General features: G+C 73.5%; 1 protein-coding gene. It reads left to right on the top strand.

Going from position 1 to position 1,123, the window contains the following annotated elements; genetic code table 11:
• Positions 1-1,123, top strand: a 1,123-nt coding sequence (locus ABZX30_RS38220; RefSeq protein WP_355943090.1) for a polyketide synthase dehydratase domain-containing protein, incomplete at both ends; no start/stop codon positions are given.

The following is a 1,123-nucleotide window of genomic DNA, read 5'->3' as shown; positions in this document are numbered from 1 at the left end:
GGCCTGTTCGCCTCCGGCGCGGGCGTCGACTGGGACGGCTTCTTCACCGGCCGTGACGCCACCCGCGTCGACCTGCCCACCTACGCCTTCCAGCGAGAGCGCTACTGGCTCGGCACCCGTGAGTACATGGCGGACTCGTGGTACGGCGGTGAGGGCGTCGACATCTCGGCCGCCGGTCTGCGTGCCGCCGAACACCCGCTGCTCGGCGCGATGGTGAGCCTGGCCGACACGGACGGGGTCGTCCTGACCGGACGGCTGGCCGTGGACACGCACCCGTGGATCGCCGACCACGACGTCCTGGGCCGCGTCCTGCTGCCCGGCACCGCCTTCGTGGAGCTGGCGATCCACGCGGGTGCCCAGGTCGGCTGTGAGGTGCTGGAGGAGCTGACGCTCCAGGCTCCCCTCGTCCTGCCGCCCGACGGTGCCGCACAGATCCAGGTGGTGGTCGGCGGCGCCGACAAGACAGGGACCCGTACCGTCACCGTCCACTCTCGCCCGCAGGGGCAGCAGGCCGCTGACGCCTGGCTGCTGCACGCGCAGGGCGTGCTCGGCGCGGCGACCGCAGCCGCGCCGTCGGCCCAGGACCTGACCGTGTGGCCTCCCGCCGGTGCCTCCCCGCTGCCGGTCGACGACGCCTACGACACCCTGCTCCGCCAGGGCTACGCCTACGGCCCCGTCTTCCAAGGCCTCAAAGCCGCCTGGCGGCGCGACGACGACGTGTTCGCCGAGGTGGAGCTGCCCTCGGACAGCTGGGACGAGGCGGCGCGCTTCGGCCTGCACCCGGCCCTGCTCGACTCGGCCATGCACGCGGCCATGTTCGACGACAGCGGTGAGCGGGACGGCGAGCCCGTCCTGCCGTTCGTGTGGAACCAGGTCCGCCTGAACGCCACCGGCGCCACCCGCCTGCGCGTCCACATCGGGCAGCAGGGGACCGCCGCCGACAACAACCTCGTGCTGAACGTCGCCGACGCGGAAGGGCGTCCGGTCCTGTCGGTGGGGTCGGTGGTGGGCCGGCCGGTGTCCGTGGGGCAGTTGGAGGCCGCGGACGGTGGTGGTCTGGAGCGGGTGCTGTGGCGGATCGACTGGGTTCCCGCGACCGTCGGGAGCACCGGTGCCGGCGTGC

Source organism: Streptomyces sp. NPDC004542 (assembly GCF_040610035.1).
GTDB lineage: Bacteria > Actinomycetota > Actinomycetes > Streptomycetales > Streptomycetaceae > Streptomyces.
This window is presented reverse-complemented; position numbering and strand designations above follow the sequence as displayed.